This window comes from Hydrogenophaga sp. (assembly GCF_026125785.1).
In the GTDB taxonomy this organism is placed as follows: domain Bacteria; phylum Pseudomonadota; class Gammaproteobacteria; order Burkholderiales; family Burkholderiaceae_C; genus Hydrogenophaga.
In genome coordinates, this window is the sequence record NZ_JAHCKL010000028.1 from 44009 (window position 1) to 52295 (window position 8287).

Below are 8287 nucleotides of genomic sequence, written 5' to 3' on the forward strand. Positions count from 1 at the left end.
CCACGCGGCAGGGGCAGGCAGCGGCCCTTGCCGCTTTCTTCGCTGCTGCATTTCCTAACCGCAAGGAGTTATCACCATGAACGCCATCACCCAAACCGAAGCCCGCGCCATCCAAGTCCCTGTGCTGGAAGCTGCCGACCCCACGAAAAACCTGATTCTGGTTCCGCTGTCGCGGCTGGTGCTGCGCCCCACCGGCCGCAACGTGCGCAAGACCCCGCGCATGTCCATCCCCGAGCTGGCCGCGAGCATCCAGCGCGTGGGCTTGCTGCAAAACCTGATCGTGATTCCCGCCAGTGATGGCGAGCATTACGAGGTGGTGGCCGGTGGCCGTCGCCTTGCAGCGCTCAAGCTGCTGGCGAAGAAGCACCGCATCAGCAAGGAATGGGAGGTGCCTTGCCTGCTGGTGGCCGATGGCACGGCCCGCACGGCCAGCCTCACCGAGAACGTGCAGCGCGAAGCCATGCACCCGGCAGACCAGTTTGAAGCCTTCGCGGCGCTGGTGGCCGAAGGCCGACCCATCGAGGACATTGCGGCGGATTTCAGCGTTACGCCGCTGGTGGTGCAGCGTCGCTTGAAGCTGGCGAATGTCTCGCCGCGCCTGATGGCGGACTATCGGGCCGATGCCGTCACGCTCGATCAGTTGATGGCCTTGTCCGTTACCGACGACCACGCCGCGCAGGAAACTGCGTTCTACGATGCCCCGCAGTGGCAGCGCCAACCGTCCGCGCTGCGCGAACGCCTCACCGAGCGCGAAATCGACGCTTACCGGCATCCGCTGGTGCGCTTCGTCGGGCTGGACGGCTACGAAGCCGCAGGCGGCGGCATCCGCCGCGACCTGTTCGCGGAAGGCGATGCGGGCGTGTACCTCAACGACGCCGCGCTGCTGGAACGGCTGGCGCAAGACAAGCTGGCACGCATCGCCGCCGCTGTCCGCGCCGAGGGTTGGGCGTGGGTGGGTGCCACGCCGGGCGTGACCCATGCCGATCTGCACGCCTTCCAGCGTGCGCCGAGGGAACGGCGCGAGCCGAACAAGCGCGAAGCGCAGCGCATCGAAAAGCTGCAAGAGAAAATGCGGGCCATCGGTGAAGCCGTGGACGCCGCGATGGACGCCGACGACGAAGAAAAGGCCGACGCCTTGCAGGAGGAAGGCGAAACCCTGGGCGAGCAGTTGCAGGCGCTGGAAGATGGCTTGCAGGACTACGGCGCGAACGTGAAGGCCGCAGCCGGTGCCATCGTCACCATCGACCGCAACGGCGAGGCCGTGATCCATCGCGGCCTGCTGCGCGAGGCCGAGGCCAAGGCGCTGCGCACGCTGGAACGGCTGCGCCAAGGATTCGGCAGCGAAGGCGAAGCCGAGAACGACGACGAAGGCGAGGACGACGAGCAATCCAAGAGCGCCGCCATGTCTGACCGGCTGGCGCAGCGCCTGAGCGCGCACCGCACCGCCGCGCTGCAAATCGAAGTCGCACGGCATCCGCAAGCTGCGCTGGCTGCTGTGGTGCATGGCATGGTGCAGACCGTCTTGCAAGAACGCCGCTACGGCCTCAACCGTGATTCTTTGCCGCTGGGCGTGAGCCTGAAAGTGCAAGACCGGCTGGAAGGCATGGCCCCGGACTGGCCGGAATCGCCCGCCGCCGTGGCGCTGCGCGAACTGCAACAGGTGGCGGGCGAAGCCTTGCCGAAGGACAACGCCGAACTGTTCGCCGCGCTGCTGGCGAAGTCGCAAGACGAACTGGTGAGGCTGCTGGCCGTGTGCGTGGCTTCCACGGTGGACGTGGTGACGCCCCGCGCCACGCCGCACCAGCCCGGCGCGGAACTGGCGCAGGCCGTGGGCCTCGACATGGCCGCATGGTGGCAGCCGACTGCCGAAGGCTATTTCAAGCACGTTCCGAAGGCGGCAGTTCTGCAAGCCGTGGGCGAATACGCGCCCAATCAGGTTTCCCTACTGGTGAAGTTGAAGAAGGCCGACATTGCCAGCGAAGCCGAGCGGCTGGCCGATGGCACGGGCTGGATGCCTGCCATCTTCAAGGCCGAAGGCCCGCAGCAGGCAGTGAAGGAAAGCGCGCAGGAGGCAGGCCCGGAGCAGGACGCCCCGGACGATGCCGAAGCAATGGCGGATGAACCCGCCGAGGCACTGGCCGCTTGACCCGCGTCGAAGGCAAGCGCCCCGGCCTCGACCGGGGCGTTTCGCCGAAAGGAGAAGCCCTCATGACCCGCACCACCACCAGCAGCCCGCGCATGGCGGCGATCTACGCCCCCGGCACGGTACGCGCCCGCCGCTGGCACGGCGATGGCGACGTGCGCGGCTACCACCCGCCCTCGGGCTGGTCGGCTTGCGCCGACCTCACCGACATTCATCCCATCACGGGCTGCGCCTTGCCGCGTGCCGTGTGGTGGCTCATCGAGACGAAGGAATAACCGCGATCAGCACCGCGCCCAGGTCGTTCCGTCCTGGGCGCGGTGAACTTCAAAATCCGGGCGCGGCAGTGGCCGCGCCCGGTGTTAAAGCCGAATACCACGTCTCCGCCTTCGCTGACACTCAGGCGGAGACGTTGAAGTCAGGAATGGGGATGACGGGTTTACCCTCAACTGTCGTTTAAAGCGCTGGGGTATGTGCCTCCTGACATACTATTTCCAAATTGAAAAATAGAAATCAACCCGGCGTGCATCGAAAGGGGATACATGCAAATCCGACAACTCAAAATATCGAATTTCCGAGGCATCTCCGCGCTGGACTGGAAGCCTGATTCTTCCTTTTGCTGCTTAATCGGCTCGGGTGACTCGGGCAAGTCCACCTTGCTCGATGCAGCCGAAGCGGCACTCTCGTCTCGCTGGTTCTCGTTCACCGAGCCCGACTTCCTCGCCTGCGACACCTCCAGCCCCATCGTCATCGAGGCGACAGTCGGTGAACTTTCCAAGTCTCTGAAATCGGATGAGCGACTCGGCCTTTACATCCGAGGCTGGACGGCTGCTGGCCAGCTACGCGACGAACCCGAAGATGATGATGAGCCCGTGTTGACCGTCCGCCTCACCGTTGACGCCACGATGGAGCCTGTCTGGGAACTCGTATGTGATCGGAGCGAGGAACCCCGCACGTTGTCTAACCGTGACCGTGCGCTGTTCGGCCTTGTTCGGTTGGCCGGTGAAGACGCGCGGCATTTGGCTTGGGGCCAAGGATCGGTTCTGGCTAGGCTGACAGGGGACAACAAAGAAGCAGCAGCCCGTCTCGCAGACGCGTATCGAGCTGCCCGAGCAAGTGCCAATCTGGGTGACATCGAAGCGTTAGCTGACACGGCCGAATTGGCCGAAGGGTTTGCCAAAGGATTGGGCGCATATGTCGAGGGCGCATATGAGCCCGGCTTGGAGCTTGGGCGATCCGGGCTTTCTTCGGGCTCTATCGCCCTCCACGACAGCGGAGTGCCGCTTCGATTGTCCGGCCTTGGCACCCGAAGACTCGCCACCCTGGCAATCCAGAAATCCGCCATTTCTGAAGGGGCTATCGTCCTGATCGACGAAATCGAGCATGGGCTTGAGCCACACCGGATCATCGGTGCGATTGCGCAACTCAAAACCGATCAAGTCAAAGCAAAGGATGGAGGCAAGCCTGCAGGGCAAGTCTTGATGACCACGCACTCCGATGTCGCAATTGGAGAGGCCGGCGCAACCAGTCTGCGCGTGATCCAAACATCCCGACCAGGACGAGCGGCCACTATCGCTCACCCGAATTCCCCTGACTCCATCCGTGCGCTGATGCGCTTTACGCCCAGGGCAATGTTCGCCCGTCGGATCTTGGTGACTGAAGGAAACACGGAGCTTGGCCTTCTTCTTGGTCTGCGGGAAAACTGGCCAGCGCGTCATGCCAATCGGCCGATTGAGCAACTGGGAGTTGCGCTCGCCGACGGTAATGGCGAACAGGCATCATCAATGGCTCTTGCGCTCGCTGGCCTCGGCTACACGACTGCAATCTATCGAGATTCAGATACGGTTTTGTCCCCCGCCATTGTGGCCGCGCTGGCGGCGGCTGATGTTCCCATTTTTGAATACGGCGGTGGACTCAACACCGAGCAGGCCATTTTCTCGGCGGCAAGCGATGCTCTGGTTCAAGAGCTGCTGGTCTACGCACGCGAAGAACGCGGCGACGACGCCATCGACAACAACCTCGACATCAAAATCCCCGACCTGGATATAGCAACGATCAGAGGCAATTTTGCAGCCTGGGAGCTTTTTTCTGAAATGGATGGTGCCCGGCTTCGAGAAGCAATTGCCGAGGTGGCTGGCCGGAAAAAATGGTTCAAAGATCAAAGGATCGGTCGGGGCCTGGCGCCTATGGTCTGGCGGATTGCTGCGGAAAATCCCGCCTCACCCCTTGCGACAACCCTGACCCAAGCCGAGGCATGGCTGTATGCCTGACGCCGCCGAACTTTCCGCCTTGGGCAACGCAGCAGTGGTGGCGCCTGCCGGGCATGGCAAAACGGAGATCATTGCCAATGTCGCAGCCTTGGGCGGTCGCGCGCTGATCCTGACCCACACGCACGCGGGCGTGCATGCCATTCGAGCGCGCATAAAGCGCTTGGGAATCCCTCACGTGCGCGTCGCCGTCGATACCATCGCTGGATGGTGCATGCGCTACGCGCATGCTTTCCCCGGCGTGGCTCAACCGCCTGATGGCATGCCGCAAACCGGCGAGCAATGGAATCAGCTCTACCGTGGCGCGACGTGCGCCCTCGGGGTCAAGGCCGTCCGTGAAGTCATTGCGGCCTCCTACGACCGCATCTTGATCGACGAATATCAAGACTGCCACGGCTTGCAGCATCAACTCGCGGTCGAACTCTCAAACATCGTGCCGACTTTGATCTTCGGCGACCCGATGCAGGGAATCTTCGAGTTCGCCGGCGCGACGTTGAGCTGGGACGACGAGATCCATCCTTGCTTCCCGTTTGCTGGGACACTTGAAACACCGCACCGCTGGGCCGGCAAGAATCCCGAACTCGGGCAGTGGATCGCCGAGACCCGATTGAAGCTCATGCGTGGCGAAGCCATCGACTTGGCCGACCCTCGCATCAGCTATCGTGAATCCGATGATGCCTTCGATATGGGAACGCTGTTCGAAGGCATCGATGGCAAGGATGGCAGTTTCGCCGCCATCCATTGCAACAAGACTATCTGCTACAGACTGGCCAAAGCCGCGAATGGTGGATACCAAGCCATCGAGGAAATCGCCGCAAATCGACTGCGAGATTTCGCATCCGCGTGGGATCGGGCGACTGATGGCGCTGGCAGACTTCGAGCGTTTACCGCTCTCATTGAGGACTGCTTCCACAAAAAACCGGTTGTGGAAGGTGAGCCGCTTGATCCCGAGGACGCGGCGCTTCAGCAGGCGATGCGGGACTTGGTGCCTAGCCTGGGCACTGGCAATGGAGCGGAAGCCGTCGCCCAGATGTTTACGTTGGCCCGCAAACGCCCAAGATGGAAGCTCTACCGCAATGAACTGTGGCGCGATGCCGAACGAGCAGCGACCGAAGTCGCAGCAGATCGAGCCGAGACGATGGCAGCGGCGACCCTCAGCATTCGCCAGCGAGTCAGCAACTCAGGCCGGAGGCTGCCCAAGCGCACTCTCTCGACCCCGTTGCTATTGAAGGGGCTGGAATTCGACCATGTGGTAATTCCTGACGCTACCCACTTCGCCAATGAGCGTCAGGCTCAGGCGAAGCTCTTTTATGTAGCTATTTCTCGGGCTACTCGATCACTGACGATTTCGTCGCCGGAGCGGTTCATCCAACTTCCTGTCCCCAGCATCTAGTCGCGAAGATTCGCGAGCGGAGCGTGTCGTCGCTTCGCGCCGCCGTGCTTTCGGGCTGCGCCCCGTGCTGTCTTTGCCGTCACGGCCATCCGGCTTCAATCCCTCACACCTTCGCGCCTGTGGCGCTGCGCGCTTCGCTTGCCTCCAGGGGAAAGCCCTGCGGGCTATCCCCGCCGCGCGATGCTTGGCACCCCTTGAAGCCGCCGAACCGGGCTTCGCCGGATCGGCCCGGCCAGCGCCTACGGCTGGGCCGCTGCTGCGAGCTGGCTTTCAGCCTCGCTCATCAGTACCGCTGTGCTGCATTCGAGCGCGCCGGCGATCTTGAAGATAAGCGCCAACGTGGGCATGTGCTCGCCGCGCTCGATCTTGCCAATGTGGGAACGCTCCACGCCAGCCATGTGCCCAAGTGATTCTTGCGCGATGCCGCGCTCCTTTCGCAGAGCGCGCACCGCTGCACCGAAGGCACGGGCCAACTCGGCGTCATGGGTGGCGGTGCCGGCCGGTCGGCCGGGCTGAACGGAACGCTTCTGCATAGACAGAAGCGTCGATTCCCGACACAATTAAAACCACGTTATCTTTAACTCATTCATAGAAATCCCACTGTTTTACGCTTCTACAGAAATCCGCACTTACGGGTTTCAACAAAGGCGCGAAGTAACGGAACCGCAAGCGTGCTTATGCACAAATCCGCCGATACGGCTGTACGCCTTCACGCTTTGGCGGATTCGTGTAGCCGGAGAGCATTGCCATGAACCTGCTGATCACCGAGGACGACCGTGCGCAACTGCTCGCCAACGGCGAGGCCCGTGCCGCTGGCCGGGCCATCGACCCGGTGCCCGTGGTTCGGCTGTTCACGCCGGACGCGCATGTGACTTGGCTGCTGGCCGCGCTCGATCCCGCCGATGGCGACACTGCCTGGGGCCTCATCGACCTGGGTATCGGGATGCCGGCGCAAGGCACCGTCAAGCTGTCCAACTTGGCCGGTATCGTTGGGCCGCGCAATCGGCCCGTCCTGCGCGACCTCTATTTCCGGCCCACGCGCACGCTGTCGGAATACACCCGCTTGGCCGAGCAGGATGGGGCCATCCCGGACTGAACCCCGCGCACTGTGACTTTTTCAGTCTGGTGCCATACCGGGTAAGTCTCAATCGGGATTCTTGCGGCATAGCCGCACCAGTCTGATCCAAATAGACATGATGCCCCGCGCGGGCTGCGGCAGGCTGGACTGTACGGCGTCCCACGGCCGGGGCGCTGCTGCCCCGCCATTGAGACGACTACCACAACGCATCGGAGCCAATCGGTCTTGACAGCCCCATCCATCTTTTTAACCCATGACGTTCTGACGATACCGATGTAGCGCGTAGTTCTTCCGTGGCGGCCCGTCCTGTTCGCAGGGAGGTTGCGTCATGGTCGATCGCAGCGCCGAGCCTTGGTATCCGACTGCCGCGTACCTGTACGCGCTGCATCTGGACGACCTTGCGCTCGCCTGGGAGTACCTGCGCAGGCACCCCGACTACCGGCTCGACTGGCTGCGCCGTCATCGCCGGCCGCAGGCGGCACAGGACGCGGCGCATTGCTGGGGCTTGCGCCTGCTGGAAGACCCCGAGCTGGATGCGCGCGACGCGCATCCGGCCTGGCTGCCCGGCCACGCTGCCGTGGTGCAGCTCCATCCCGACGCCGATCCACCGCCCGATGGGACGGCCTTTGCTTTCTGGCGCATCCCGGGGCACAAGCAACTGCTGCATGACGGCAAAGGGCTGGCGCTGATCGCGCGCAGCCCCGGCCGATGCGCGCGCTTCACGCTGGCGCCCGGCCTGGAGGACGGCATGGCTGTCGCCTATGCCCACCGCGGCGGCGCTGCCGCGCCTGCACGAGAGCGTGAGCCCAGCTCCAACCTGGCCGATGCCAAGCCCCGGCCGACACTCGCCGCACTACTGGAACTGCACACCTTGCAGGCGCTCGACGCGACCCTGGCGGGCGCGTCCTTGCGCGAGGTGGCCGAAGGGCTGTTCGGCGCCGACGCCGTCGCCGCGCACTGGTACAGCGACGGCGGGCTGCGCGCCAAGACTCGCCGCCTGGTACGGCGCGGCGACGAACTGATGCGCGGCGGCTACCGCCGCCTAGCAGAACTGCCGCCGCTTGAGAAGGGCCGTCCTGCAACCGATGCAAGACGGCCCTGATTGCAAACCTGACCTTTCTTGAGACTGCCTCCATCCGGTCGCGCTGTGTGGCCGGGCGTTTTCAACCGATGGAGGTTCACACCATGCGTCCCGCTCCCTTGCGGCCTGCCGCCACTGTCTCGACCGCTGCCGCGCAGCCGCAGCGTTATCTCACCAACGACGAAGCCGCCGAGTACCTGCGCCTGTCGCCGCGCACGCTGGAAAAGCAGCGCGTGATCGGCGGCGGCCCGCGCTTTCGCAAGTTCGGCCGGCGCGTCATGTACGCCGTGGCCGACCTCGACGCCTGGGCGGCCGACCGCAGCTTCGA

8 protein-coding genes are annotated in these 8287 nt (G+C 63.8%); 7 read left to right on the forward strand and 1 reads right to left on the reverse strand.

Annotated features, from left to right (window positions below; genetic code table 11):
* Positions 1-76: 76 nt before the first annotated feature.
* The 4 genes from KIT53_RS18785 to KIT53_RS18800 all read left to right on the forward strand — a co-directional run bounded on the left by KIT53_RS18785 (position 77) and on the right by KIT53_RS18800 (position 5800).
* Entirely contained in the window at positions 77-2146 is a 2070-nt protein-coding gene (locus tag KIT53_RS18785) for a ParB/RepB/Spo0J family partition protein (RefSeq protein ID WP_150359713.1), read from the forward strand.
* 62 nt (positions 2147-2208) lie between these two features.
* Positions 2209-2418 (forward strand): hypothetical protein, encoded by a 210-nt coding sequence (locus KIT53_RS18790; RefSeq protein ID WP_150359714.1) that lies wholly within the window; start codon positions 2209-2211, stop codon positions 2416-2418.
* 264 nt (positions 2419-2682) lie between these two features.
* Positions 2683-4410: an AAA family ATPase gene (locus KIT53_RS18795; RefSeq protein ID WP_150359715.1), complete on the forward strand. Its 1728-nt coding sequence runs from the start codon at positions 2683-2685 to the stop codon at positions 4408-4410.
* Positions 4403-5800, forward strand: a complete 1398-nt coding sequence (locus KIT53_RS18800) for a UvrD-helicase domain-containing protein (protein WP_150359716.1) — start codon at positions 4403-4405, stop codon at positions 5798-5800. Before KIT53_RS18795 ends, KIT53_RS18800 begins: the two co-directional genes overlap by 8 nt.
* A 239-nt stretch (positions 5801-6039) precedes the next feature.
* Here KIT53_RS18800 and KIT53_RS18805 read toward each other — a convergent pair whose 3' ends face one another.
* Positions 6040-6333 (reverse strand): helix-turn-helix transcriptional regulator, encoded by a 294-nt coding sequence (locus tag KIT53_RS18805; protein ID WP_054161359.1) that lies wholly within the window; start codon positions 6331-6333, stop codon positions 6040-6042.
* Positions 6334-6548: 215 nt separating this feature from the next.
* Between KIT53_RS18805 and KIT53_RS18810 the strand changes: the two genes are divergently transcribed.
* The 3 genes from KIT53_RS18810 to KIT53_RS18820 all read left to right on the forward strand — a co-directional run.
* Positions 6549-6896 (forward strand): DUF2958 domain-containing protein, encoded by a 348-nt coding sequence (locus KIT53_RS18810; RefSeq protein ID WP_297755900.1) that lies wholly within the window; start codon positions 6549-6551, stop codon positions 6894-6896.
* Positions 6897-7206: 310 nt separating this feature from the next.
* Positions 7207-7980 (forward strand): DUF2285 domain-containing protein, encoded by a 774-nt coding sequence (locus KIT53_RS18815; RefSeq protein ID WP_297755901.1) that lies wholly within the window; start codon positions 7207-7209, stop codon positions 7978-7980.
* An 83-nt stretch (positions 7981-8063) separates the two neighbouring features.
* Positions 8064-8287: helix-turn-helix domain-containing protein (locus KIT53_RS18820; RefSeq protein ID WP_297755903.1), on the forward strand; the 224-nt coding region annotated here is incomplete at its 3' end.

What these genes read in the sequence shown, in the direction of transcription:
- KIT53_RS18785 (WP_150359713.1), top strand. Translation starts at nt 77, where the DNA reads ATGAACGCCATCACCCAAACCGAAGCCCGCGCCATCCAAGTCCCTGTG.
- KIT53_RS18790 (WP_150359714.1), top strand. Translation starts at nt 2,209, where the DNA reads ATGACCCGCACCACCACCAGCAGCCCGCGCATGGCGGCGATCTACGCC.
- KIT53_RS18795 (WP_150359715.1), top strand. Translation starts at nt 2,683, where the DNA reads ATGCAAATCCGACAACTCAAAATATCGAATTTCCGAGGCATCTCCGCG.
- KIT53_RS18800 (WP_150359716.1), top strand. Translation starts at nt 4,403, where the DNA reads ATGCCTGACGCCGCCGAACTTTCCGCCTTGGGCAACGCAGCAGTGGTG.
- KIT53_RS18805 (WP_054161359.1), bottom strand. Translation starts at nt 6,333, where the DNA reads ATGCAGAAGCGTTCCGTTCAGCCCGGCCGACCGGCCGGCACCGCCACC.
- KIT53_RS18810 (WP_297755900.1), top strand. Translation starts at nt 6,549, where the DNA reads ATGAACCTGCTGATCACCGAGGACGACCGTGCGCAACTGCTCGCCAAC.
- KIT53_RS18815 (WP_297755901.1), top strand. Translation starts at nt 7,207, where the DNA reads ATGGTCGATCGCAGCGCCGAGCCTTGGTATCCGACTGCCGCGTACCTG.